This window comes from uncultured Aquimarina sp. (assembly GCF_947496855.1).
GTDB lineage: Bacteria > Bacteroidota > Bacteroidia > Flavobacteriales > Flavobacteriaceae > Aquimarina.
This window is the reverse complement of sequence record NZ_CANMED010000006.1, coordinates 21385-47438: the sequence shown is the minus strand read 5'-3', so window position 1 is coordinate 47438 and position 26054 is coordinate 21385. Positions and strand designations below refer to the sequence as shown.

Here is a 26054-nt window from a genome sequence, read left to right as displayed (position 1 = left end):
GTGTTCATCTCTAAAATCTTACATATATATTAAGGTAGTACGAAGTACCAAATCCGTAAAAATATCTAGGACCAAAAACAGGAGTCTCCCGCTGCGACTCTTCTAAAGCTAGTCTATAGTTGGCATTTCTGGCTTGTTCAAAACCTCCCGTTCTATATTGTTTGTCAAAAATGTTATTGATTGTAGCAAAGAATCCTAAGTAATAACCTTTTATTCTCCAGGACTTACCTCCTACTGCATTGACTAGTATATAATCATCAAATTGTTCTTGTCTTAATAACCCCCTAGCAATATTGTCATCATAATCATTAAATGGTAAACCATCAACATCCTGATTAAAGTTTGATGTTCTGGCAAAAGGACTGACGTCTATATATGCGTTAGAAAAATAATTAGCAGTAGTGCCAAACCACCAGAAATTAGGATCACGATACTCAAACCCGAATTGCGCTGCGTTTTGTGGTCCTCCAGCAATGCGATACTCTTTTAATGCTGACTTTCCTAAATAAGAAACACGATCTAAATCTCCGGCAGACTGACCCAAAAAGTCACTACTCGTACTGGCTAAAAATAAATCCGGATTATTAGCGTATGTAAATTGTCCGATAGCCGCTGCGCCTTTTAGTTTTATAGTAGGAGTAATTTGATATTCAATCCCTAGTTCTGCTCCGATATGTTGTTTATCAACTCCGGTAAGAATTTCCTGAACAAATCCAACATCAGATCCTGAAATTGCCTGTGTAAAGAAGAAAGATAATTCTGTAGCGTCTTCTATTTTTGTATAATACCCAGTTAATCTGGCTTTTATTTTTGGAGTTCTTAAAATATAACTCGCATCAACAGACTGAACTTTTTCACTTTCTTGTTCTGAAGAGCCTATATTAATATTATCTAATCTACCGGCTAGTACTTCGGCTTCTTCAAAAGCTCTTTCTGCTTGAATTAATTGATCAATTGTTCTGTTGTTTTGTCTTGCATTCGCAAAAGAGTTACGAATGATAGGAGCTTTCGTAAAATAGGTTCCGTGAACATCTATTAAGTTACGCCCATTAATTTTATACGTAAACCCTACTTTACCACCATAATTAGTAAATTCTAATTTATCGCTTTTACCAAATGATCCTAAATTTCCTTCTCCAGGAAAATATCCATTTTCGAATACACCTGTTCTTTGATACGCAGTTTGAGAAACATTGACTCCTATAAAGAAATCTACTCTATTGTATTTAAACTGAGCTTGAGCAAATCCGCTTACTACATCCGCATCAATCTCGTAATTATAATCATAACGATCACCAACTGCTACAACTCTGTTACGGTTTCTCAAATCACTTTGTGCTCTATCCGCCAGCTCTTCTGCAGTCAATCTATCCGCTACTTCTACATCATTATCCTGTTGTGATCCAAATAGATCTACATCTAAAAATCCTGTTCCTCCTAATAAATCGGTAACTTCCGCAAAGTTTTCGCTTTTTAAAGCTCTGTAGTTTATTGCCCCATTTACTATAATATTATCAGACACTTGACTGTTTAAGATTGAGTTAAAAGTCAATTGTGTATCATCAATTCTATCCTCATATAAAATATAGGTAGAATTAATACTATTTTGAGCATTTAATTGATTCGTTTGTATTAATTGATTCCAGTTTAATTGTCCGTCTCTTATAAACTCTTGTTGCGCTAAAAAAGCATTCTGAAAATCAAGAGGTGTAGGGTTAGATTCATTTAAAAATGAGCTTGGTAAGTAACTTTGGTGAATTGGATTAGTGTCTCTACTAGCTCCACCACCTTGATACGATTCCTGACCGTTAAAATTTACCAACTCAGTTCCACCATTATCTATACGGCTATTTCCTATTTTACCTGTTTGATACCCTACATTTGTATTTAAAGTAGTATTATCAGTAATATTCCAATAATGGTTTAACATAAAAACAGGTTCTTCAACCTCACGGACTCTAGAGTTTTTCTTTTCTCCGTCAAAATAACCCCAATTTGGATTATATTGTCTTCCCTTTAAGTTAAAAGCTTCTTCAGTTATTGCAGTAGACCTTCCTCTTCTATTTGGTGTATAAAAACTAGTAAGATTTAGACTGTGCTTATCATTGATCTTTTTTTCCAACGCTATAAAAACGGAATTAGCATCGTATAACGTACCATCGATATAACCTTCTTCTCCAAATCTACGTGCTAATGAGATGGTATACGCCCAACCACTCCTCATCAAACCAGAACTATAACTAGCCATCACTCTACCCTTATAGCTTCTGTTAGACGCAGCATAGGATACTCTACCTCCTTGACGAAATTGAGAAGCTCTCATAATGATGTTAGTAGCTCCTGATAAGTCTCCAAACGTGTAATCACTTGCAGAAATTCCCATGGAAAACTCCTGATTACGCTGCACATCGTTTAATCCTCCCCAATTACTCCATTGAGGTCTTCCATCATTGAGCTTGTTCATTTCGATACCATTGATCAATACTTTTGCATTTTCATTACCAAGACCTCTTGGACGAAAAAATGTAGTACTAAAATCAAAAGCAGCTGCACTAAGAAATACATCTCTGGATGCTTGCAATAACCCCGATACATTAGAAGAAGTGTTATCGTTATCATCATCTAATTCATTATCCGTAAGGCTTATCGTGCCTATCTGAATTTGTTCTTGATTTACATCATAGTTCAGATCTATCGTTTTTAGATCTAAAACACTTCCTTCATTAATAATGATTGGAAAACGTTTCGTGATATACCCTTCTTTGGACATTAACGCTATTTGTTCTCCTAAAGGTAATTGTACGCCTGTAAAATCAAATTCTCCCTTAACATTTGTCGTCTCAGAAACCAGGGTTCCTTCTATAATAATTAATACTTGTGGAAGATTTTCATTTGTAGATGCATCAACAATTTTACCCTTTAATCCTGTTTGCTGAGCGTAAGAAACAGCAACAGAACTAAAAAAGATCATTAAAAATAATAGACTCTTTTTGAGTTGTGACACTTTCATTAATTGCTATTTTAGTTAGTTTTTTATACTCCTATATTTCTAATTGCTGAAAAATCTGAATTGACATACCTGTACAGCTTTTTATAACTAATTTTTTACATTTTTAAGAAGCTTAGTATACTTTGCATCTATAGTTCGAAATGTTTAGTTTTAAATTTAAGTATATTAAGAAGTGTTGTGAATTAGAGAAATGTTACCTCCATATTAGCTTTTTTTTGAATTTTTTAAATCGCTTATCTCTTAAAAGTGTAATTTGCTCGAAGTTTATGAACACCTTAATGATGAGATATAAATCCGTATTATTCGTTTTGATCAGTTTTCCTGTAGCTATTATTTTCTCACAAGAAAAGAAAACTTATAAAATCAATACCATTGCTTTTTATAATGTTGAGAACCTTTTTGATACTGAAGATGACCCTATTACTTATGATGACGATCGAACACCAAACGGCAAGGATCACTGGACAGAAGAGATATACAAAGACAAACTTAAAAACATGGCTAAGGTTATTTCTGAAATCGGCTCTGACGTAACAAAAAACACCCCGGCACTTATTGGAGTTGCAGAAATAGAAAACAGAAAAGTATTAGAAGACCTAGCTAATGAACCTGTCCTTTTACCAAAAGATTATGGGATTGTGCAATTCGATTCTCCTGACAGAAGAGGTATTGATGTGGCACTATTATATCAAAAATCCTTGTTTAGACCTGTAAACACTAGTGTTCATGAGCTATTAATTTATAACAACGGTGATGAAAAAAAACGTGTCTATACCAGAGATCAATTATTAATCAGTGGATATCTTGATGGAGATTTAATACATGTAATTGTAAATCATTGGCCATCAAGAAGTGGTGGTGAAGCTCGTAGTCGTTATAAGAGAGAAAAGGCGGCAGCTTTGAATAAAAAAATTATTGATTCCCTTTTTGATATAGATCCTTATGCAAAAGTAATTACAATGGGAGACCTAAATGATGATCCTGATAATGATAGTGTGAAAAAAGTACTTGCAGCAAAATCAGAAAAGGAAGATGTAACATTAAAAGGATTATACAATCCAATGTATAATATGTCTAAAAAAGGAATCGGTTCTCTTGCCTGGAGAGATAGCTGGAACCTTTTTGATCAGATTATTGTTTCTAAAGGTTTACTTGATAAAGATTATAGCACATATAAATATTATAAAGCTGGGGTTTATAATAAAAATTACCTCGCTAATCCACGCGGAAGATACAAGGGATATCCTTATAGAAGCTTTGCTAACGGCGCCTATACTGGAGGGTACAGTGATCATTTCCCAGTCTACATTTATCTTATTAAAGAAGCAAATTAAAAAGGTGATCGTTTTGATCACCTTTTTTAATTTATTTCAATACCTTTTTTTAGTTTCCTTGCCCTGCAGTTGAACAATCTTCTGGTAAAGCATCTCTTTGTGCTGCATACGCATCCGCTGATCCACAGTCACTTGCTCTAAAAGCATCAATTGCACCTCTTAATTCTGCACAAGTATCAGGGTTTTCTTCAGCTTGCCAATCAGCAAAGGCAGCATCCACATCTCCTCTAAGCTCTTCTACTACAGCATCACATACAAAATCTACCACATCATCCTCACCACAAGAAGTTAATCCTAAAGCCATTCCGAAAACAGCAACAAACATAAGTTTTTTCATAATTTGGGTTTTAAAATTTAATTTTAAAGAAGCGAATATATAAGATTATTTACAATTAACAAAAAATTTTGTTAATTTTGTGTTTTTCATCGAAAAAATCTTACTTTTTATCGTTTGTCTTGTCTACCTCTTCAACATCTATTGGCTTACCAATATATACTAAAAAACTATCCTTATTAATTTGTTTCATTTTTTCGCTATACGCAGAAATGATTCTAATATTTCTATCTGGATCTTTAATAAATAAAGGAATAATATCTTTATCTTGTTTTGTAATCTTAATTAAAGAGTTATAGTGATTTGCATCTTTAATTTTAATCTCCTGTATGCCTGGATATTTTTCCGCCAAATTCATTAAATTACTATAATCATCCGTATGAGAAAACAACCCCTCATTTGGATTATTATCGGGATCATTCATCTCTTCGGAACTCACCAACCTAAAAGAGCCATTCTCTCCAAACTGATTTTTAAATTTATTAATTGAAAACTTATTTATATCGGTATTACCAGTCAATGCCATTAAAAAACCAATATCGTTTAATTCTATGTTGTTTGTTAGTTGATCACTATATATACTTCCTTCAAAAGCTTCTAAACCTAAGGCTTTTGCTTTCTTAATATTATCACGATTACTATCAACCAATACTACATGCCGCTGATTGCTTTTTAAATATGAAGCTATTAATCTAGAAACCTTTGAGGCTCCAATTATAAGAATTCCTTCAGATTTTGTTAGGAATACTCCTACTATTTTAGCGAACATTCTTGCGGTTGTCGCATTTAGTAGTACCGTACCTAAAACTATCATAAAAACTAATGGAGTAATATATTCTGCTCCAGGTTCTCCATTCTTGGCAAGTTTTAATCCGAATAAAGAAGCAATACCTGCTGCTACAATACCTCTAGGACCAACCCAGCTTATAAAAAGTTTTTCTGATAATTTAAGTCCTGAATTAATAGAACTTAGAAAAACACCTAAAGGTCTAATAAAGAAAACAACAGATGCAAAAAGTAAAAGAGCATTCCAATTATAAATTAATTTTAAATCTTCAATATTGATGTTTGCCGCTAAAAGAATGAATAAAATAGAAATTAATAAAACGCTCAAAGATTCTTTAAAATACAATAGCTCTTCAATATTTGGTAACTTAATATTACCTAATACCATACCCATTACGACTACAGAAAGTAAACCAGATTCATGGGCAAAAACATCCGACAAAACGAAAACACCCAGAACAGTAGCTAAGGTGAAAACATTGAGTAAATAATGTGGTATTACTTGTTTCTTAATTCCTAACGCTAACGCATGGGCAAAAGCGAAACCAAATGTAAAACCAAATAAAACTATTTTTCCGAATTCAATAAGCGCTGTTTTAGTAAAAGCCTGTTCTTCTCCAACACTTATAAACTCAAAAACTAAAACAGCAACCAAAGCACCTATTGGATCTATAAGAATTCCTTCCCATTTTAATACTGCAGAAATGTCCTTTTTTAAAGGTATGTTTCTCAAAATAGGCGTAATCACTGTAGGGCCCGTTACAATAATAAGCGAGGAAAATAAAAATGAAATTGGCCAGCTAAGCTCGAAAATAAAATGTGCAGCGAATCCAGCTCCAAAAAATGTTACCAAAACAGCAACCGTAATTAGCTTAAGAATTACTGGTCCAACATTAAGAATCTCGTTCCTTCTTAGTGTTAATCCTCCTTCAAACAGAATAATACCAATCGCTAAGGAAACAAAATAGAATAAACTCTCACCAGGAAACAGACCTTCTTTTCCGTTATAAATAGGTTGTATTAATTTGGTTCCATCCCCTGTATATAATGTTGCTATCGGTCCTACCAAGAGTCCGATCAATATAAGAGGTAAAATTGCTGGAATCTTAAACTTCCAGGCGACCCATTGGGCCAAAATTCCTAAAATTATAATACCTGCTAATTCTACCATATTCTTTGCTTAATTGTCTAAGAGCAGCAAAATATCGGAATTTTTTTAGAAATACGTATCTCTTTATTGATTTTATACTTCCAAAAAATAACACTATATTCTGACCTTAATGTTTTTAGATCATACAATTTTGAGCGGATTATCAGATCACAAATTTAAAACTATACTTATAGGATTGGCATTCTCTCCAAACCTTAAGAACAATGTATATGAAGCTATGAGAATGGTAGATTTTTTCGATTCTAAACTAATACTTGTCCATGTAGGTTCAAAGACAAAGGAAAAAGAGATTGCTATTAAAGAGTTAACTTCAGGTTTTTCTGATGATACAGAAAAAGTAAAAATCATTTGGCGTGAAGGAGATCCTGTAGATGTCATTATAAAAACTGCTAATGAGAACAAAGCAGATCTCATAATGCTTGGAGCAACACCAAGAGAAGATTTTCTAAAATTCTATATTGGATCTATTGCCAGAAAAATAACCAGAAATGCAAATTGTTCCGTGTTATTACTTATAAAACCCTCTGAGGATCTTAGACCTTGTCATCATGTAGTTGTTAATGGATTAAAGGATGATAAAACGAAGCAAACAATTCTTGCTGCTTTTGAGGTTTCCCAGAACCTTGGAGCACAACAAATAACCGTTGTAGAAGAAATATCTCAGCAAGAAGTACAAGTAGTGGTTGAAGACGATAAGTCACTATTAAAATCTATAAAAAGAAAAGAGCAAATAACAAAAAAAGAGCATCTTAGAGTTCAGGATATTCTGAATGAAGTTCCTGAAGAATTTAAGTCGGGTATACACATCAAAACTCAACCTATATTTGGAAAAAGAGGATATTCTATAGGTCACTATGCTCGTGTTAAAGGTGCAGATTTACTGATAATGAATGCTCCAGGAAAAACAACATTCTGGGATCGTATTTTTCCTCATGACCTTGAGCATATTTTAACCGAATTACCAACTGATGTGTTAATTATTAGATAAATGAAAAGCATTAAAACCAATACATCTGGGTTTTTATCCAGCCTGCCAAAAAATATTTTTTCAGGTTTTGTGGTTTCTTTGATTGCCCTGCCTCTTGGACTGGGGTTGGCTTTAGCATCAGAAGCGCCTCCAATATCAGGAATAATTGCCGCTATTGTTGGAGGAGTTATAGTATCAGTTTTTGGTGGTTCTAATGTAACAATAGCCGGTCCGGGAAATGGATTGGTAGTTGTTCTATTAGGTGCAATAACTACTTTGGCCAATGGAGATTTATACCAAGGATATCTTTTTACACTTGCCGCAATTATATGTTCAGGTGTTTTAATGATTCTTATCGGATTATTACGATTAGGAATATTAGGTGATTTCTTTCCTTCTTCAGCTATTCAGGGTATGTTAGCAGCTATAGGTATAAGTATTTTCGCAAAACAATTTCATGTAATGTTGGCCAATACTGGGGCAAAGGGGGATACTATTTCTCTTCTTATAGATATTCCAAATAGTATTGTCTCATTATTTTCTCCAGAATTTTATCCTCTTATAGTTGCTGCGGCTGTTGGAATTATTAGTTTATTGATTATGGTTTTTTATGGGAAAATTCGAAATAAATACTTTCAGTTGGTTCCAGCACCTATGTGGATAGTTTTATTGGTAATTGGTTTAAGTTATTACTACGAGTTTTTTTCGTCTGAAACCTATCCTATAGACGATTCACTTCTTGTACAAATTCCTAATAAGGTGTTTTCCAGTTTTCCTTCTCCAGATTTTTCATCCATATTTCAACTTAAATTTATTGGAGTTGTAGTTGCAATTACATTAATTTCTAGTATAGAATCTTTACTAAGCATTAAGGCTGTTGACAAGCTCGACCCAGATAAAAGAAGATCCAATGCGAATAAAGACCTTACAGCATTAGGAATAGCCTCTATTGTCAGTGGTTTTATTGGGGGGTTAAATGTAGTAACCGTTATTGCTAGGAGTTCTGTAAATGTAAATAATGGAGGTAGTAATCGATCTGCTAATTTTTTCCACTCAGTATTCTTAATATTATTTGTCGTATTGTTTCAAGATCAATTAAGTAGAATTCCACTTACTGCATTAGCCGCAATTTTAGTCTATACTGGATATAAACTAGCCGCACCAAGAAACCTAAAAGATGCAGCAAAAATTGGTAAAGAACAATTTGTTATTTTTTCTGCTACCATCATTGGTACAATTACTACCAACTTAATCAGTGGTATTTTTATTGGAATTTTTACTACTTTACTAATCCATTTTATCCTCAATAAAAGCATTATGCTTTTTGCTAGAAATCTATTTAAACCTAACGTTCTTATGTTTAAAGAAGAGGTTAATGGAACTTATTTTGTAGGTGTAAAGAACTTTTCAAGTTTTCTTAATTATTATAGATTAAAAAGAAACTTAGATTCAATTCCAGAAGATAGTGATGTTGTGGTAGATTTTTCATATTGTGATTTTGTAGATTATACCGTACAGGAAAGTCTTTTTGGTTATCAAGAAACCTTTCAGAGAAAAGGAGGTTCTTTTGAAGTTACTGGTCTTGATAAACATGGTACTGCTTCAGAGCACCCACTTGCAGTAAGGAGTTTAGTATCTATTTCCAGAAAGTTTAAAATTGGTACAAATCTTACCAAAAGACAAGAAGACTTACAAAAAGTTGCCAATGATTTCTCCTGGAATTACAGTCCAAAAAAACAAGAAGACACTACCGCTCTAAATAATTTTCTGTTTTTCAAAATCAAAAAAGTAAAATACATTTACAACAACATATTTAATAATGATTCTTCAGTAGAAATTTCGGATGTTGAATTTTCAGAAGGTGAATTTATCGCCAGAAAAAATAGTAGAACAACTATTTTGACCATTCATCTCAAAAAAGAAATTCCGATATTTACTTTGGATCGAGAAGGTTTTATAGAATTTGTGTATAAAATTGCTGGATTTAAGGATATCTCAATAGAAGATCACCCAGATTTTTCCAAACGCTTTTTTCTTTTAGGAGAGCATACCGAAAAAATTAAACTGTTCTTTACTAACGAATTAGTACTTTTTTTTGAAAGCAATCCCTACTATCATATCGAATCTAATGGTAATACGCTTTTACTAATGCGAAAAGAACGTGTTGCTAGTGTTAAAGAGATTAAAGCCCTATTAGATTATGGAATTCGATTAGAGAAAGTTATATCACAAATAGATTTTGATGAAATATTGTTAAAAAGTCTACAAATTAAATCCTGATCCTTCACATTTTTTCTATTTTGCAAAGATTTTTAAACAATTTCGAAACGAACCAATAGAAAATTTTCGATTTACATCGAAAATAATTAATTGAAGAGTTTCAGGTGACATCTAAAACAATATTATTAACACATGAAATTACATGCAGTAAAGGCAGGAAACTTCAAACTTGATGGGGGTGCCATGTTTGGTGTAGTTCCTAAAGTTTTATGGAATAAAACAAATCCATCCGATGCCAATAACCTGATCGATATTGCCGCCAGATGTCTATTAATAGAAGATGGAGATCGTTTGATTTTGATTGACACAGGAATGGGAAATAAACAATCAGACAAATTTTTTGGTTATTATTCTCTTTGGGGTGATGATAATTTAGATAGATCTCTAAAAGAGAAAGGATTTCATAGGGATGATGTTACAGATGTTTTTATTACCCATTTGCATTTTGATCATTGTGGAGGTGTTGTACAATGGAATAACAACAAAACAGGATATGAGCTTGCGTTTAAAAATGCTAAAATCTGGAGTAACAAAAATCATTGGAAATGGGCCACAGAACCAAATGCTAGAGAAAAAGCATCTTTCTTAAAAGAAAATATTCTTCCTATTCACGAAAGTGGACATCTTAACTTCATTTCCAGAACAGAAGAAACATTCCAGAAAAATACTGAATTGGGATTTGGCGTGCTATTTGTAGATGGTCATACAGAAAAACAAATGATCCCTCATATAAAATATAAAGAAAAAACAATTGTGTTTATGGCAGACCTTTTGCCCACAGCTGGTCACATCCCATTACCATATGTTATGGGTTATGATACCAGACCATTACTAACATTACCTGAAAAAAAATTATTTTTGGAAAATGCGGCCACAAATAATTGGTATCTGTTTATGGAGCACGATGCACATAATGAAATTATAACTGTACAGCAAACCGAAAAAGGTGTACGATACAAAGAAACTTTTACTTGTAATGAAATATTTAATTAATAATGCTATGATTCCAAAGTCTAATAAAATAATAATAGCTTCTGTAGCCTCAGCAATGTTATTGAGTAGTTGTGGAACACCTTCGATAATTTCTACACCGATAGAGAATATTGACACAATTCCTTTAAAAAACGTTGTATTAAACGAAGCTCAGCTAAAAAATTGGAACTCTGCTGATTTAACTATTGATACTATTCCCGGAATGAGTGTTAATCGAGCATATACGGAGTTAATCAAAAACAAAACAGGACAGACTGTTATTGTTGCTGTCATTGATAGCGGTGTTGATATAGAACACGAAGACCTTGACGAGGTTATTTGGACCAATACTAAAGAAATCAAAAATAACGGAAAAGATGACGATAAAAATGGATACATTGATGATGTCCATGGATGGAATTTTCTCGGAGACTCTGAAAATGAAAATCTAGAATACACAAGAATCGTAAAAAAACTTAAACCAAAATTTGATGGGAAAAATTTAGCTTCAATCGATCCCTCGGATAAAGATGAGTACCAAACTTATATTGAGGCTAAAGCAGAATATGAAAAGGAATATCAAGAAGCTCTTGGTAATAAAAATCGATACGAACAAATACTGCAGCAAGTTAAAATATCACACCAAAAGCTTACTGAAGTATTAGGAAAAGAAAACTATTCTCAACAAGAATTGCTTTCTGCAAAAGCTGAAACCCCTGAAATGCAGCAATATGTTGCAATACTATCTCAAATGTTTGGGTTTTTAGAAGAAGGTGAAACGATTCCAGATTTAGTAAATAATTTAAAGGAAGGTATTGAACATTTTACAGATCAACTAAATTATAATCTTAATCTTGACTTTGATGGAAGAACAAAAGTAGGAGACAATGTAGATGATTTGAACAATACTGATTACGGAAACAATAACGTAATGGGCCCTAATCCTGAAAAAGAAGGTATAAAGCATGGAACTCACGTTGCAGGAATTATCGCAGCTGAACGAAATAATGGAAAAGGCGTTAACGGAATTGCAAAAAATGTAAAAATAATGGCAATCAGAGCTGTTCCTAACGGCGATGAATATGATAAAGATATTGCATTAGCTATTAGATATGCTACTGATAATGGCGCTAAAGTTATTAACACCAGTTTTGGAAAATACTACTCAACTCATCCTGAATGGGTAAGAGAAGCTATAAAATATGCTGCAGAAAAAGACGTCTTGATTGTTAATGCAGCCGGAAATGAAGGAATAAACTTAGATCAAAAACCTGTTTATCCAAATGATCAAACAGATAACTCTTCTGAGATTTCGGATAATTTTATTACCATAGGAGCATTAAATTATGAATATGGCTCCAACCTTGTGGCTGACTTTTCTAATTATGGAAAAAGTAATGTAGATGTTTTTGCTCCTGGTGTAAAAATATGGGCTACTACCCCGTCTAATACATATGAATACCTTCAAGGGACTTCTATGGCTGCTCCTGCAGTTTCGGGTGTTGCTGCAATTATTCGATCCTATTATCCAAAATTAAAAGCATCTCAGGTAAAACAAGTATTAATGAATAGTGGTTTAAGCACTACTGCTACTGTAGTCATTGGTGGAGATGCTACCAATTCTAATAAATTTACAGAATTATCTAAATCTGGTAAGATGGTAAACCTATATAACGCTCTTATTTTAGCCGAGAAAATATCTAAATAAAAAACGAAACAAGTTATGTTTAAAATAATCTCAATTGGATTTTTACTATCTGTTTTAAGTGTTTCGGCACAGAACAATACAGACTACTGGCAGCAACACGTTGATTACACAATGAACGTGGATATGAATGTGGGAAATTTTCAGTACACCGGAAAACAAGAATTAGTATACACAAATAATTCTCCTGATTCCTTGTATCAAGTTTTTTATCACTTATATTTTAATGCATTTCAACCAGGAAGCGAAATGGATGTGCGTTCTAGAAACATCGCAGATCCCGATCCAAGAGTAATGGATAAAATCAGTAAACTTACTCCTGAAGAAATAGGATACTTAAAAGTTTCTAGCTTAAAACAAAATGGAACAAAAGTAAAGTATGAGGTCGCCGGTACGGTGTTAGAAGTGCAATTAAATAAGCCTATTGCACCAGGAGAAAAAGTAACTTTTTCTATGGGTTTTGATGGACAGGTTCCTAACCAAATACGCCGTTCTGGTCGTAATAGTGAAGAAAACATTGCCTTGTCGATGACGCAATGGTATCCTAAAATGGCTGAATATGACTTCGAAGGTTGGCACGCGGATCCATATATAGCTCGAGAATTTCACGGTGTTTGGGGGAATTTTGATGTAACTATAAATATTGACAAAAATTATATTATAGGTGGATCGGGTTATTTACAAAATCCACAAGAAATAGGGTATGGGTATGAAAAACCAGGAACAAAAGTAAAACGAAAAGGAAACAAGCTGTCTTGGCATTTTATAGCACCAAATGTTCACGATTTTACTTGGGCCGCAGATCCAGAATATATACACGATGTCGTTCAGGTTCCTGATGGTCCAGTGCTCCATTTTTTATATAAAAACAAAAAAGAATATCTAGAAAACTGGAAAAAACTACAGCCTAAATCTGTAGAATTAATGAAATATTTCAGTTCCAAAATCGGAAAATATCCATATGACCAATATTCTATTATCCAAGGAGGAGATGGGGGAATGGAATATGCTATGTGTACTTTAATTACTGGAGGAAGAAATCTAGGAAGTTTAGTTGGGGTAACTGCTCACGAAATGGCACATGCCTGGTTTCAGCATATTTTAGCAACTAATGAAGCTAAACATGAATGGATGGATGAAGGTTTCACTAGTTATATTTCGACATTAGCAATGAACGAAGTAATGCAACAAAACAAAACCAATCCTATCTCAGGAATGTATCAAGGATATTTTCAACTAGCTACTTCTGGAATAGAACAGCCACAATCTACACATGCGGACCGTTACACAAGAAATGGAGCTTATGGAGCTTCTGCATATGCAAAAGGAGCTGTTTTTATGGCACAACTTGGGTATGTTATTGGACAAGAAAATCTATCGGAAACAATCAAACGATACTATGATGAATGGAAATTTAAACACCCTACACCTAATGATTTTAAACGTATAGCGGAAAAAGTTTCTGGCATGCAATTAGACTGGTATCTAACAGACTGGACTCAAACTACAAATACCGTTGATTATGGGATTAAAGACGTTTTAGAAAAAGAAAATATAACTTCCATCACATTAGAGCGTATCGGACTCATGCCAATGCCTATAGATGTATATGTAGAATATATAGATGGAACTAAAGAATCTTTTTACATTCCTTTAAGAATGATGAGAAAAGAAAAAGATAATCCATTTCCGAAGATGAAACGTACGCTTTTATCTGATTGGACGTGGACCAACCCAACCTATTCACTAGATATTTCTAAGCCAAAATCTACTATAAAATCAATTTCTATTGATATTACCAAGCAGATGGCAGATATTGAATCTGATAATAATAATTATCCCTTACTAAACGATGGTACTCAGAATTAAAAAGTATTCTTTTTATTAGTAATATAACAGTTTAAAAACTCAGAATTGAAACCTATCAATTCTGAGTTTTATGTCTTATAAAATATTAACATAGTTTTTTTAGGGTTTTAGGCAAGTAAATTGTTCTATCTAAGTAGTATAAAATGTTTCTTATTAACTAAAAAAAATTGTAACTATTTATTATTTTAGAAGACTAAATTGTAAATATAATTAAACCATTACGTATGAAAAAGGTAAAATTACTTGTACCAATTTCTTTTGTTTTGATTTCTTTAGTTATTTCTCTTACTTATTTTAGTAGGGATGAAATCAACAAAAATCAAGCTAAAAAAGAATTAAATCCTTTAAAAAAGAAAGGAAAAAAGAAAAAAAAGACTATTGAAGAAAAAAGAAGATCAGTAGAAGAACGTTTTAAAGACGAATTAGAAAGGCAAGTAAACCCAAATACTGGCACGGTTCCTTTAGAAGAAAAACAAAAAGAGTTGACTATATCTAAGGAAATGATGATTAAGTCTCTTTCCAATAGGGCAAAACAAGCACAAAATACAACCTTTATCTCTAGAGGACCTTCGAACCTTGGTGGAAGAACTAGGTCTTTGGTAATTGATAGATCTGACAATACCAGTAATACCATAATTTCAGGAGGTGTTAGTAGTGGTGTTTTTAGAACTACGAATGGAGGAGCTAACTGGACAAAAGTTTCTTCTAATGATGAAATTCATAATGTAACTACAATTGCACAAGATCCAAGAGCTGGTTCTGAAAACATATGGTATTATGGTACAGGTGAATTTTCAGGTAATAGTGCTAGTGCTACAGGTGCCTTTTTTTTTGGTCAAGGTATCTGGCAGTCTACCGATAGTGGATTAAGTTGGACTCAAATACCCAGTACTGCTTCTTCTCAGGAACAATTTGATTCTCCTTTCGATATTATAGTTAAAATAGCAGTACACCCAATTACTGGAGATTTATATGCAGCCACTGCTGGAAGTATAAGACGTTTTGATGGTTCTGTTTGGTCTCTTGAATTAGATGCTGGCGGTACTTCCTTCTCTGATCTAATAATAACCAGTACAGGAATAGTATATGCAGCATTTTCTGGTTCCTCAACAAATGATGGAGTCTGGAGATCTCCTACAGGAATTGGATCTTACACAAGAATTGGATCTAATGCTACCCCTGGATTTGGATCCAGTGGAAGAATGGTATTGGCAGCTGCTCCATCTAATGAGAACTTGATATATGCACTTCATACAGTATCTGGATCGACTATAGAAGCAGGATTATGGAGATGGGATGATAGCGATGATTCTTGGACTGATTTTTCAAGTAAAATGCCAGATGAAGCAGGTGGAGATTTAGCAGGAAACGATCCTATTGCAGTGCAAGGAGGTTATGACCTTGTAGTTAATGTAAAACCAGACAATGAAAACTTTGTCGTTATAGGAGGAACAAATGCTTATAGGATTGAAAATATTGATACTGATCCAACTTTTGTAAGGATAGGAGGATATATTAGTAACTTTAGTTATGGATTATATAATTTGGGGGGTGGAGATTCGCATCATCCTGATATTCATGCATTGGAATTTGATCCAAATAATTCAGATATCTTATTTAGTGGAACAGATGGTGGTATTCATAGAGCAGATGCTACCAACACCACAGTTGGTTGGACTAATTTAAATAACAACTATCAAACCTATCAATATTATAATGTTGCTACAGACCCGGAAGCAACTTCTAATGTTGTAATAGGTGGGGCTCAGGACAACGGAACAACAGGAGGAGGTTTTTCTACCAGCCCTGATCTAACGACTATGGCTTCTATATTTGGTGGTGATGGTGTAGCTGTTGCCATATCTAGAGATAACGCATGTGTTCCTTTTTTCTACGGTACACAGAATGGTCAAATCGTTAGAAGTTGTCCTAACCAGGTTGAAATAACTCCTGTTTTTTCTACTAGTCAATTCGTAACTTATTTTCACTTAGATCCTAGTAATAACAATGCATTATATTATGCTGGAGAAGGTAATTTATTTAGAACTAATGAATCCAGTACCGTTACCTCATCCGGGTGGTCATTTTTGAGTGTTTTCAATGATGGAGAAACCATAAGACAAATGGTTACAAATTGGGGTGATTACAACGGCAATGATAGTTACTTACTTATAGGAGGTAGTGCTGGTTCTTTATTAAGACTAAATGATCCTCAAAATACAAGTTCAACAGATCTTATCGACATTACACCTCCTGGAGCAACTGGCGGCGTTAGTGGCATTGCAGTTCATCCAAGTAATAATGATATTGTATTGTTAACTTATTCTAATTACGGTATAACTAATATCTTTCTTACTACAAATGCAACTGATGCTAATCCTACTTGGACTGTAGTAGAAAGAAACATAGACGCTTTCTCTATTAGATCCGCAGCCATTACAGAATTTAACAATGAAATTACATATTTTGTGGGTACGGCAAGAGGTCTTTATAGCTCCACTGACCCTGTGAATGAAGATTGGGAAATACAAGCTCCTAACCAGATAGGGTTCGCATTGGTTAGTGCTTTAGCTTATAAACCTTCTAATAATAAGCTCTTAATTGGGACTCACGGTAATGGTATGTATGAAGCAACTATCCAATCTACATTATCTGTTGAAGAATTCGATACGGCAGAATCATCAAGTTTTGTTGCTTGGCCAATTCCAGCAAATGATATTATTAATATTGTATTAGAAGATTCTTTCGTAGAAGGAGACTTAGATTATAAAGTTTTCAGTATTAACGGAAAAGAAGTAAAAAACGGCATATTAAATAATAATAAACAGGTTAATGTTAATGATTTAGCCCAGGGAAATTATATTTTGCAATTAAACTCTGCTTCTAAGAAAAAAGCTGTCATTTTTAGTAAGCAATAGATTATCTTAATCTTTAAAATAAAATCCAGTGTTAGAGTTCTAACACTGGATTTTATCTTTCTAATGCATTCATCCCAGATCTTATCTGTATTTTTACCCAAACATGGAAGCAACTTTTGGCACAAATGAAAGATTGAAAAGTAAAAAGGAAATAGAGCTTCTTTTTTCTGAAGGGAAATCTATTGCTAAATATCCTATACGTCTTATTTACAAAAAAACTACCTTAGAAAATACTGTTCAAATTCAAGCAGGAGTTTCAGTTAGTAAACGTAATTTTAAAAAGGCTGTAGATCGCAATCGTATAAAACGTTTATTGCGCGAAAGTTATAGAAAAAATAAGTATCTTGTAGGCAACAACACTACTCATCAATTTGCTTTTATGTTCTTATATACTGGTAAAGAAATGCCTGATTATATAATAATTGAATCTAAAATAAAAGAAATAATACAAAAGTTCATTGCGAAAGAAATTAAAACATTATAGTTTTAAACATCTTCTTGCCTGATAAAAAATGAAACGTATGAAAAAGAGAGTCCTTTATCCTGCATTTGCAGTTATTTTTCTGTTATCCACAGTAAGTTTTAAATCTGATTTTTTTGAAATCGCCAAACAGATTGAAATTTTTACTACCATGTTTAAGGAATTAAACATGAACTATGTGGATGAGACAAATCCTGCGGAACTTATGGACACTGCTATTAAGGCTATGCTAAATGATTTAGATCCGTACACTAAATATTGGAATGAACAAGATGTAGAAGCATCCAAAATTAGAAATGCTGGAGAATATACAGGTATTGGAGCATCAGTTAAAACCGTTAAGGATAAAATAATCATTGTAGAACCTTATAAAGATTATCCTGCAGATAAGGCAGGTCTTAAGGCTGGAGATGAAATCATTAAGATTGGTGATGTAACTGTGTCAGATTTTGAAGAAGATGCAGGAGAACTTCTTAAAGGAGCTAGTGGAACAAAAGTAGAAATTACTTACAAAAGACAAGAGCAAACAAAAACTACAATCTTAACCAGAGAAGAAATAGAAGTAAAAGCCGTTCCGTTTTCTTCATTATTAAATGATAATACAGGATATATTGTACTATCTAAATTTAATAACAAAGCATCTTCAGAAACCGTTGCTGCTCTAAAAGAGCTAAAAGCTAAAGGTGCGGATAAAATTATTCTGGATCTTAGAGGAAATCCTGGAGGTTTGCTTAGCGAGGCCATAAATGTTACCAACATTTTCGTCCCTAAAGGAGAACTTATCACCACTACCAAATCAGTTGTGAAGAAATATAATAAAGAATACTTCACAAAAAAGACTGCTGTTGACACAGAAATCCCGTTAGTTGTTTTGGTAAATGGCAGAAGCGCTTCTGCCAGTGAGATTGTTGCCGGAAGTATTCAGGATTTAGATAGAGGTGTCGTAATTGGTGCTAGAAGTTTTGGTAAAGGGCTTGTACAGCGCCCTAAAAAACTCACCTATGGGACACAGCTAAAAATAACAATATCTCGCTATTATACACCAAGCGGAAGATGTATTCAGGCATTAGATTATTGGAATCGTGATGAAAATAATAAAGCAGTTCGTATAAGTGAAAAAGACTTCAAAGCTTTCAAAACTAAAAAAGGAAGAACTGTATATGATGGTGGTGGAATTCAACCGGATATCGAAATGGAAACTTCAAAATTTAGCAATATAACTACTTCTCTACTTCAATCAGATGCTATTTTTGATTACGGAACAAAATATTATTATTCTCATCAAAACGATGATATCACTAATTTCAAGTTTACTGATAAGGACTATGAGGATTTTAAAGTTTTCGTAAAACAAAGTGGTTTTAACTATGAAACCGCAACAGAAAAATCTCTCAAAAAATCGTTAGAAGTAGCTAAAAGAGATAAGCTTGATAAAGATATTTCTGAAAGTTATAATGCTTTATTAGCATCTATTAAGGTTTCTAAAGAAAAAGGGTTAGACACATATAAAACAGAAATTGAAAATATACTTACGGATGAGATTGTAAAACGCTATTCGTATAGAGAAGGTTTATATGACTACTACATAAGCCATAATCCGGAAATTGAAAAAAGTAAAGAGATTTTAGGAAATAAAACTAAATATGATAACATCTTAAAATAATAATTTAAATCCTAATAACAAAAAACCAGCGATATCGCTGGTTTTTTGTTATTAGGATTTAATCATCGCTATATGCGGAATACCGTCTTCCAAATATTCTTCTCCTATTTGTTTAAATTCGTGTTTTTCATAAAATTTATTGAGATAACACTGAGCTGATATTTTGATCTGATTAGTGTAAAAATTTTCTTGTATCCCTTCGATACTTTTTTTTATTAAATCATGTCCATATCCATATTTTCTAGCTTTTTCGGATACTACTACTCTACCTATACTAGCTTTTTCAAAATAATCTCCAGCATCAAATATTCTTGTATAAGCTACAATTTCATCATTATTATATCCTATTACATGAAGAGCTTTTTGATCTTTATTATCAATGTCTTGATAAACACAATCTTGTTCTACTACAAAAACTTCAGCGCGTAAGCGCAAAATTTTATATAATTCTAACGTTGATAGCTCTTCAAATTTTTTTACTTTAAAATGTATGTCTCTCATCTATGAACATAATTAACACATAGAGATCTTATTTACTCTATTCTGATGTCTTCCTCCTTCAAATTCTGTGTCCAAAAAAGTTTTAACCATTTCAATCGCTTGTGGTAAAGATGTAAATCTTGCAGGAATACTTATAATATTAGCATTATTATGTTGTCTTGTTAATTCAGTAATTTCTTTAGTCCAACATAAACCCGCGCGAACATTTTTATATTTATTTGCTGTCATTGAAACACCGTTTCCACTACCGCAAATAAGAATTCCAAAATCTACATCATTAGTATCGACATCTTTTGCTACAGGATGAACAAAATCCGGATAATCTACACTGCTATTCTCATCAGTACCATAATTTACAACCTCTATCCCTTGAGTTTTTAAATATGTAATTATTCCAAATTTATATTCGGTTCCTGCGTGATCGTTTCCAATAGCTATTTTCACAACTTTTAAGTTTTAAATTATTTAGAAGATTAATATTTTTTATTGAAAGCAAAGATACTTTAAACAAAAAAAGTAAAGTTCAAAAAATCAATAAATTAACCCAATATTACTTTAATGTTAATAACCCCTTAGCTCCTGTTAATATTACATGTGGATAAATAGTTCCTAAAATTGAGTAACTTTTTTTGGTAGTTATATATATTATTAGAATACACGCTTACTAGTCACATATCAAAATTTATTACCACTTTTTTCTAGTTAAGTTTTTAAACAATAAACCATCGTTATCAACTATGGTTTTTCCGTAAAAATATTAATAAACACATGTGTTTATAAAATATGAACAGCTGTTAATTAAAATTCATTTTTGTAACATTTTCAATCATTTAGCATATTGATATCCTGTTGATATCTATCTGAAAATTCAAACTAACTTAATAAACAAATAAAATTTGATCAAGTTATACCGCTATGAACACTACATGATAATCATCATTTTTGTTTTTTAATTTTAAAGAAAAGAAAAGTATATATATAATATATGTTGAAAACTATAAAAACTATGAAACATAGATTATATAATTCTAAGATGTGAATTTGTGTTTAGGTCATCTATGATCTGTTGTACTTTTATTTGATCCTTTTGATGAATTTTTAGATTTATTCCACCTAAAGCATTTGAGTAAAACGGAAAGACTCCAATCATCGTTTCGTTCTCAAAAAAATAAGAAATACCTTCTCTTTCCAAAAGAAGTCGTAATATTGCATAATCGTTTGGATACGTAAAGGTTGCAATTGTAATAAAATCTTTCATAGAAATAATCCAGATAATAGATTATCTAAATATACAAATTATATAAAAAAAGAGTTAATTGATTTGTGTAGCTTCCTTATCAGAGTTTATAGCACCATTTATTTCTGATTTTTCATTGGTATCTGTTTTCTGATCCATTGTATTTCCAATATAAAGCGTAGAATAATATATACCTAATAAAAATATTAGAGTAAATAGAAATATAATTTTATGAATTTTTTTGACTTTAGGTATCATATACTTATGTATCAAACGAATAAATAACAATCTTCGTATTTTAAAATTAGGTAAATTTTAAGAAAAAAAAGAAGATTTGTTGACAATAGTTATTTGTAATAAACTGATTTACAGATAACATATTTTTTTAACTATAAACAATAATAAAATTTAATATTTAGTAAAAGTTTACATAGAAAACAACTTATGTTAAAAGATAAGCTGTAATTTTATATTAGATTATTTAAAAAAAATTAATGAAAAGAAGAAGAGGAAAGAAGTCTCCTAAAATAGAAAATATTACCCAAGGAATACTCAAAATACTTAAATCAGACCCCAACCAAACATTTAATTATAAACAGATTGCTGCTAAGTTTGGAGTGGACGATCCCAGTAGTCGAAATCAGATAATAAAGAAGTTATCACAACTTGCGGCAAAAAAGGAAATAGAGGAAATAGATAGAGGAAAGTTTAAAATTGTACCGAATATTAATACGTATTCCGGAAGATTGGATATTACATCAAAAGGTACTGGATATGTGACAGTACCAGATCTTGAAGATGATATTTTTATACCAAATAATAATCTTAATAAAGCGCTAAATGGAGATGAAGTTGAGGTTTATGTATACAAACGTAAGCGCAGGGGTAAGAGTGAAGGAGAGATTACGAGAATTATTTCTAGAAAGAAAGATGAGTTTGTAGGAGTTATAGAAATACAAAAGAATTATGCATTTGTTAATATGCAGGATGGTAAGATGTATACTGATATTTTTGTTCCAAAGAATAAAATAAAAGGTGCAGAAGATGGTGATAAGGTATTAGTAAAATTAGAAGATTGGCCTGAAAAAGCAGATTCGCCATTCGGAAAAGTTATAAAAGTACTTGGTAAACCAGGAGATCATAATACAGAGATTCATTCGATATTAGCACAGTATGGCTTGCCATATGAATTTCCTTTAGAGGTAGAAGCGTATGCTGATGAACTAGATACTTCTATTCAGGAATCAGAGATCAAAAAACGAAGAGATATGCGAAAAACGCTAACCTTTACAATTGATCCAAAAGATGCCAAAGATTTTGATGACGCACTGTCTTTCGATGTTTTAGAAAATGGAAATTACGAAATAGGAATACACATTGCTGATGTATCACATTATGTAAAACCAGGGACAATTCTGGACGAAGAGGCTTATGAAAGGGCAACTTCTGTCTATTTAGTAGATAGAGTAGTGCCTATGCTTCCTGAAGTGTTATCAAACAATGCTTGCTCCTTAAGGCCACATGAGGAAAAGTATACATTTTCTGCTGTTTTTGAATTAGATGATAAAGCAGAAATTAAGAATCAATGGTTTGGCAGAACGGTTACCTATTCTGATGCTCGTTTTGCTTATGAAGAAGCACAGCATATAATTGAAACTAAAGATAATAGTATTCCATCAGAGATTTCTTTGACTGGAAAGGCATATAGAACAGATCAAAAAATAGCAGATGCAGTTTTAAAATTGGATGATTTGGCAAAAATAATGCGAGGTAATCGTATGCGAGAAGGAGCAATATCTTTTGATAAAGTAGAAGTAAAGTTTAATCTAAACGAAGAAAATAATCCAGTAGGAGTGTTTTTTAAGACTTCTAAGGATGCGAATAAGCTTATTGAGGAGTTTATGTTACTTGCTAATAAAAAGGTAGCAGAATTCATCGGAAAGCAAAATCCAAAGAAAACATTTATATACAGAGTCCATGATGAACCAAATGATGAAAAATTAGCAGCTTTACAGAATGTTATTGGACGATTTGGTTACAAATTAGATCTTAGAGATCGTAAAACCACAACAAATTCACTAAATGGATTATTAAAGGACGTTCAAGGAAAAAAAGAACAAAACCTTGTAGATACGTTAGCAATACGAAGTATGAGCAAAGCGGAGTATACTACACATAATATTGGACATTATGGACTTGCTTTTGATCATTATTCTCATTTTACTTCACCAATAAGACGTTATCCAGATGTTATGGCACATCGTTTGCTACAACATTATTTGGATAGTGGAAAATCTGCTTCAGAAGAGGAATATGAAGAACGATGTAATCATAGTAGCTCTATGGAAAACCTAGCGGCAAGTGCAGAAAGAGATTCTATAAAGTATATGCAGATTAAATTCATGAAGGATCATGAAAACGAAGAATTCTTAGGAGTAATTTCTGGAGTTACCGAATGGGGTATTTATGTAGAAATTATTAGTAACAAATGCGAAGGAATGATTAGACTTAAGGATATGAATGATGATCATTATATTTTTGATCAAGATGAATATGCAGTGATTGGTCAACATTCTAAAAAAGTATATCAGTTAGGAGACGAAGTATATGTAAAAGTAAAGAATGCAGATCTTGTTAAAAGGCATTTGGATTTTACCATTTTAGGAAGTAAACAAGAAAAAGAATAAACAGTAGAATACACCGTTTATATATAAAAAAACCGCACATTTATCAATTTTAAATTTATTTAGGAAATGAAAAAAGTAGTATTTCTTTCGTTAGTGTTTGTTGTATCTATGCTAAATGCTCAAAAAGTTATAACAAAAAATGTAGGAGATTTTAATGAACTTAAAGTCTTTGATAAAATAGAAGTTAAGCTTATCAAAGGATCAGAGAATAAAGTAGAAATATCTGGTATTAGTAGAAAAGAAGTAGATGTAGTTATTAAAGATAACGTTCTGAAAATCAAAATGTCTTTAAGTAATACATGGGATGATAATGATACTGATGTTACGGTGTATTATACAGATATTTCAAAACTAGATGTAAACGAAGGTGCCAAAATAATGGTTAAAGGAGTAATATCGGCTTCAGAATTGGATCTAAGAGCACAAGAAGGTGGTGATATATATGCAGAGATAAAAACTGATAAATTATTAGCACGAGCTGTTAGTGGAGGTGGATTACATATAGAAGGAAGCGCTGGAGAACAGGAAGTAACTGTTAAAGCTGGAGGACAATTTATTGCGGAAGACTTAAAAACTGTAAGAACTCAAGTAAAAATTAGTGCTGGTGGTAGAGCAAATGTACACGCTAGTGACTATGTAAAAGCTAATACAGCTGCTGGTGGTACTATAAGAATTTATGGAAACCCAAAAGAAGTTGATGGAAAAAAAGTATTTGGTGGTAAGATTATAGAGGTAAACTAAGTTCTATTTTCTAAATTTGTAAGAAACACGCTTACATTTTATGTTTCAAGACGCTCAAGCAGCAATATTTTTAGGATTTATATTAGCCTTTTTGATTGGGCCAGTATTTTTTGTTTTACTAGAAACTGCAGCTATCAAAGGATTTAGAGCAGCATTAGCTGTTGATCTCGGAGTTATATTTGCCGACATAGTGTTTATTTTAATTGCCTATTTTAGTACTAATCAAATTTTAGAAAAAATAAAGGATGATCCTGCTTTATTTATTTTTGGTGGGATGTTATTAGCCACTTATGGTTCTATTTCTTTTATTAAAGAAAGAAAAAACTATAACAAATTAAGAGATACTTCTGTAGAAATTATAAACAAGCATAATTACTTTATGCTTTTTTTTAAAGGTTTTTTATTAAACTTTATAAATATTGGCGTTTTAGCTTTTTGGATTGGAATTATAGTAGTGGCAGGTCCGCAGATGGATATGGATACCAATAGAATTGTTATATTTTTTGTAATGGTTCTTTGTACATATTTATTTATTGATGTACTTAAAATGCTTTTAGCTAAGCGTCTTAAAAGAAAATTGACTCCTAAACGTACTTATATTATCAAAAGATCAATTAGTATGATTATGGTAGTTTTTGGAGTTTTTCTAATTCTGAAAGGTGTTCTTCCTGATACTATGGAAAAGAAAATTCAGGATAAAATTGAAAAAATTAGACCGGACTCTAGTTTTAAATGAAAAAAGTCCTGTAATTATTACAGGACTTTTTTTTGAGGTGTCGAGCGGATTCGAACCGCTGTAGATGGTGTTGCAGACCACTGCCTAGCCACTCGGCCACGACACCCTTTTTGTCTTCGAGGGCAAATGTAAAAAAATTTATGATTACTTCGGATTTATTTATCTTTTTTTACTCCTAGTAATTGTAACCATCTGTACATTTCCTCCAATTGGTGGATTAATTTTAGACACATCAACCGTTGCTTTATCTACTAAAGGTAGTTCCTCTAATATACGAGTTAAGATCCGTTCTGCAGCATGTTCTAGTAATTTAGAACGAATGGCCATTTCTTCCTTAACAATATGATTAAGATGCACATAATCAACAGTGTCAGAAAGATGATCAGAATGGGCTGACGTATTAAGATTTGCTTTAATTTTTAAGTCAATTCTATAATCAGAACCAATTTTTTTCTCCTCTACGAGACACCCATGATATGCATATATCTTGATGTTTTTAAGCGTAATTAATCCCACAAATTTTTTTTACAAAGGTAATGGAATCTTTAGTAAGAATTTAGAGGAAAAGAACCCTTTTCTATATAAGTGATACAGTTATTAAACAGATATTATACAATTGTTGTGTATCATTAGAAATATTAGGTAATTTTGTATTTTATTTT

20 protein-coding genes and 1 tRNA gene are annotated in these 26054 nt (G+C 32.3%); 12 read left to right on the top strand and 9 right to left on the bottom strand.

The genetic code is table 11. The features are described from left to right. Positions 1-10: 10 nt before the first annotated feature. Complete coding sequence (locus Q0921_RS17620; RefSeq protein ID WP_299259209.1) at positions 11-3010, bottom strand: TonB-dependent receptor; 3000 nt, start codon at positions 3008-3010, stop codon at positions 11-13. A 281-nt stretch (positions 3011-3291) separates the two neighbouring features. Between Q0921_RS17620 and Q0921_RS17615 the strand changes: the two genes are divergently transcribed. Further along, positions 3292-4344, top strand: a complete 1053-nt coding sequence (locus Q0921_RS17615) for an endonuclease/exonuclease/phosphatase family protein (RefSeq protein WP_299259207.1) — start codon at positions 3292-3294, stop codon at positions 4342-4344. 49 nt (positions 4345-4393) lie between these two features. Here Q0921_RS17615 and Q0921_RS17610 read toward each other — a convergent pair whose 3' ends face one another. After that, complete coding sequence (locus Q0921_RS17610; protein WP_299259205.1) at positions 4394-4681, bottom strand: hypothetical protein; 288 nt, start codon at positions 4679-4681, stop codon at positions 4394-4396. Between the two features lie 100 nt (positions 4682-4781). Next, positions 4782-6635 (bottom strand): sodium:proton antiporter, encoded by a 1854-nt coding sequence (locus Q0921_RS17605; RefSeq protein WP_299259203.1) that lies wholly within the window; start codon positions 6633-6635, stop codon positions 4782-4784. 130 nt (positions 6636-6765) lie between these two features. Between Q0921_RS17605 and Q0921_RS17600 the strand changes: the two genes are divergently transcribed. The 8 genes from Q0921_RS17600 (at position 6766) to Q0921_RS17565 (ending at position 19490) form a co-directional block, all read left to right on the top strand. Next, a complete protein-coding gene (locus Q0921_RS17600) occupies positions 6766-7623 on the top strand; it encodes a universal stress protein (RefSeq protein ID WP_366520029.1) in 858 nt (285 codons plus the stop codon). Beyond that, complete coding sequence (locus tag Q0921_RS17595; protein ID WP_299259201.1) at positions 7624-9882, top strand: SulP family inorganic anion transporter; 2259 nt, start codon at positions 7624-7626, stop codon at positions 9880-9882. A 132-nt stretch (positions 9883-10014) separates the two neighbouring features. After that, positions 10015-10875 (top strand): MBL fold metallo-hydrolase, encoded by an 861-nt coding sequence (locus tag Q0921_RS17590; protein ID WP_299259200.1) that lies wholly within the window; start codon positions 10015-10017, stop codon positions 10873-10875. After that, complete coding sequence (locus Q0921_RS17585; RefSeq protein ID WP_299259199.1) at positions 10859-12562, top strand: S8 family serine peptidase; 1704 nt, start codon at positions 10859-10861, stop codon at positions 12560-12562. Before Q0921_RS17590 ends, Q0921_RS17585 begins: the two co-directional genes overlap by 17 nt. Before the next feature lie 15 nt (positions 12563-12577). Then, complete coding sequence (locus tag Q0921_RS17580) at positions 12578-14428, top strand: M1 family metallopeptidase (RefSeq protein WP_299259198.1); 1851 nt, start codon at positions 12578-12580, stop codon at positions 14426-14428. 224 nt (positions 14429-14652) lie between these two features. After that, positions 14653-17346: a T9SS type A sorting domain-containing protein gene (locus tag Q0921_RS17575; RefSeq protein ID WP_299259197.1), complete on the top strand. Its 2694-nt coding sequence runs from the start codon at positions 14653-14655 to the stop codon at positions 17344-17346. A 103-nt stretch (positions 17347-17449) separates the two neighbouring features. After that, entirely contained in the window at positions 17450-17830 is a 381-nt protein-coding gene (gene rnpA, locus Q0921_RS17570; RefSeq protein ID WP_299259196.1) for a ribonuclease P protein component, read from the top strand. A 28-nt stretch (positions 17831-17858) separates the two neighbouring features. Continuing rightward, entirely contained in the window at positions 17859-19490 is a 1632-nt protein-coding gene (locus tag Q0921_RS17565) for a S41 family peptidase (protein ID WP_299259195.1), read from the top strand. A gap of 51 nt (positions 19491-19541) precedes the next feature. Here Q0921_RS17565 and Q0921_RS17560 read toward each other — a convergent pair whose 3' ends face one another. The 4 genes from Q0921_RS17560 to Q0921_RS17545 all read right to left on the bottom strand — a co-directional run bounded on the left by Q0921_RS17560 (position 19542) and on the right by Q0921_RS17545 (position 21486). Continuing rightward, the gene (locus Q0921_RS17560; protein WP_299259868.1) at positions 19542-19982 is read right to left on the bottom strand and encodes a GNAT family N-acetyltransferase; all 441 of its coding nucleotides are present in this window, start codon (positions 19980-19982) and stop codon (positions 19542-19544) included. A 21-nt stretch (positions 19983-20003) separates the two neighbouring features. After that, positions 20004-20435, bottom strand: coding sequence for a ribose 5-phosphate isomerase B (gene rpiB, locus Q0921_RS17555; protein WP_299259193.1), 432 nt, complete (start codon positions 20433-20435; stop codon positions 20004-20006). A 574-nt stretch (positions 20436-21009) separates the two neighbouring features. After that, positions 21010-21249 (bottom strand): DUF2007 domain-containing protein, encoded by a 240-nt coding sequence (locus Q0921_RS17550; RefSeq protein WP_299246953.1) that lies wholly within the window; start codon positions 21247-21249, stop codon positions 21010-21012. Between the two features lie 54 nt (positions 21250-21303). Continuing rightward, on the bottom strand, positions 21304-21486 hold the full coding sequence (locus Q0921_RS17545) for a hypothetical protein (RefSeq protein ID WP_299259191.1): 183 nt from the start codon (positions 21484-21486) through the stop codon (positions 21304-21306). 236 nt (positions 21487-21722) lie between these two features. Between Q0921_RS17545 and rnr the strand changes: the two genes are divergently transcribed. From rnr to Q0921_RS17530, 3 genes are all read left to right on the top strand, one after another. Beyond that, complete coding sequence (rnr, locus tag Q0921_RS17540) at positions 21723-23915, top strand: ribonuclease R (RefSeq protein WP_299259189.1); 2193 nt, start codon at positions 21723-21725, stop codon at positions 23913-23915. A 66-nt stretch (positions 23916-23981) separates the two neighbouring features. After that, positions 23982-24656: a head GIN domain-containing protein gene (locus Q0921_RS17535; protein WP_299259186.1), complete on the top strand. Its 675-nt coding sequence runs from the start codon at positions 23982-23984 to the stop codon at positions 24654-24656. 40 nt (positions 24657-24696) lie between these two features. Next, the gene (locus Q0921_RS17530) at positions 24697-25392 is read left to right on the top strand and encodes a LysE family transporter (RefSeq protein WP_299259184.1); all 696 of its coding nucleotides are present in this window, start codon (positions 24697-24699) and stop codon (positions 25390-25392) included. A 35-nt stretch (positions 25393-25427) separates the two neighbouring features. Here the strand turns inward: Q0921_RS17530 and Q0921_RS17525 are convergent. Both Q0921_RS17525 and folB read right to left on the bottom strand, forming a co-directional pair. Further along, positions 25428-25498 (bottom strand) — tRNA-Cys (locus Q0921_RS17525). Between the two features lie 53 nt (positions 25499-25551). Continuing rightward, entirely contained in the window at positions 25552-25908 is a 357-nt protein-coding gene (gene folB / locus Q0921_RS17520; RefSeq protein ID WP_299259182.1) for a dihydroneopterin aldolase, read from the bottom strand. Positions 25909-26054 lie beyond the last annotated feature (146 nt).

Bases quoted from the DNA above. Each gene is read 5' to 3' on its own strand.
- Q0921_RS17585 (WP_299259199.1), top strand. From the start codon at position 10,859: ATGAAATATTTAATTAATAATGCTATGATTCCAAAGTCTAATAAAATA.
- Q0921_RS17545 (WP_299259191.1), bottom strand. From the start codon at position 21,486: ATGATACCTAAAGTCAAAAAAATTCATAAAATTATATTTCTATTTACT.
- Q0921_RS17590 (WP_299259200.1), top strand. From the start codon at position 10,015: ATGAAATTACATGCAGTAAAGGCAGGAAACTTCAAACTTGATGGGGGT.
- Q0921_RS17575 (WP_299259197.1), top strand. From the start codon at position 14,653: ATGAAAAAGGTAAAATTACTTGTACCAATTTCTTTTGTTTTGATTTCT.
- Q0921_RS17605 (WP_299259203.1), bottom strand. From the start codon at position 6,635: ATGGTAGAATTAGCAGGTATTATAATTTTAGGAATTTTGGCCCAATGG.
- Q0921_RS17580 (WP_299259198.1), top strand. From the start codon at position 12,578: ATGTTTAAAATAATCTCAATTGGATTTTTACTATCTGTTTTAAGTGTT.
- Q0921_RS17610 (WP_299259205.1), bottom strand. From the start codon at position 4,681: ATGAAAAAACTTATGTTTGTTGCTGTTTTCGGAATGGCTTTAGGATTA.
- Q0921_RS17595 (WP_299259201.1), top strand. From the start codon at position 7,624: ATGAAAAGCATTAAAACCAATACATCTGGGTTTTTATCCAGCCTGCCA.
- Q0921_RS17535 (WP_299259186.1), top strand. From the start codon at position 23,982: ATGAAAAAAGTAGTATTTCTTTCGTTAGTGTTTGTTGTATCTATGCTA.
- Q0921_RS17615 (WP_299259207.1), top strand. From the start codon at position 3,292: ATGAGATATAAATCCGTATTATTCGTTTTGATCAGTTTTCCTGTAGCT.
- Q0921_RS17620 (WP_299259209.1), bottom strand. From the start codon at position 3,010: ATGAAAGTGTCACAACTCAAAAAGAGTCTATTATTTTTAATGATCTTT.
- Q0921_RS17550 (WP_299246953.1), bottom strand. From the start codon at position 21,249: ATGAAAGATTTTATTACAATTGCAACCTTTACGTATCCAAACGATTAT.
- rnpA (WP_299259196.1), top strand. From the start codon at position 17,450: ATGGAAGCAACTTTTGGCACAAATGAAAGATTGAAAAGTAAAAAGGAA.
- rnr (WP_299259189.1), top strand. From the start codon at position 21,723: ATGAAAAGAAGAAGAGGAAAGAAGTCTCCTAAAATAGAAAATATTACC.
- Q0921_RS17530 (WP_299259184.1), top strand. From the start codon at position 24,697: ATGTTTCAAGACGCTCAAGCAGCAATATTTTTAGGATTTATATTAGCC.
- Q0921_RS17565 (WP_299259195.1), top strand. From the start codon at position 17,859: ATGAAACGTATGAAAAAGAGAGTCCTTTATCCTGCATTTGCAGTTATT.